1 pseudogene is annotated in these 407 nt (G+C 60.9%); it reads left to right on the top strand.

Annotated features, from left to right (window positions below):
* Window positions 1-407, top strand: a pseudogene (locus D779_RS20480) (IS4 family transposase); the annotation flags it as partial.

The following is a 407-nucleotide window of genomic DNA, read 5'->3' as shown; positions in this document are numbered from 1 at the left end:
GCCCGTTTCATCCTGGCCGTCCTGCAAGTGCGTTCGGTCAACCTGGCCCGCCTGGCGCCAGTACTCTCGAGTCGTGCGAAAACCAGCTCGAATTACATCCGGTTACAGCGCTTCATGCGTTCCTTTGCGATCGATCAGGCGGACATCGCCCGTACGGTGGCTGATCTCCTGCCCGCGACGCCATGGGTGCTGACGCTCGATCGCACCAACTGGAAACTCGGACGCGCTGAGATCAATCTGCTGGTGCTCGGTATCGCCTACCGAGGATTGGCGATCCCCTTGCTGTGGACCGCTTTGCCCAAGGCCGGCAACTCCAACACCAAAGAGCGCATCGCGCTGATGGAGCGCTTTTTCGCGACCTTCCCGTGTCAGCCAGTGGCCTTCCTGTTGGCCGATCGTGAGTTCGT

The sequence above is a fragment of the Imhoffiella purpurea genome, from assembly GCF_000585215.1.
GTDB classification, from domain to species: Bacteria; Pseudomonadota; Gammaproteobacteria; order Chromatiales; family Chromatiaceae; genus Imhoffiella; species Imhoffiella purpurea.
This window is presented reverse-complemented; position numbering and strand designations above follow the sequence as displayed.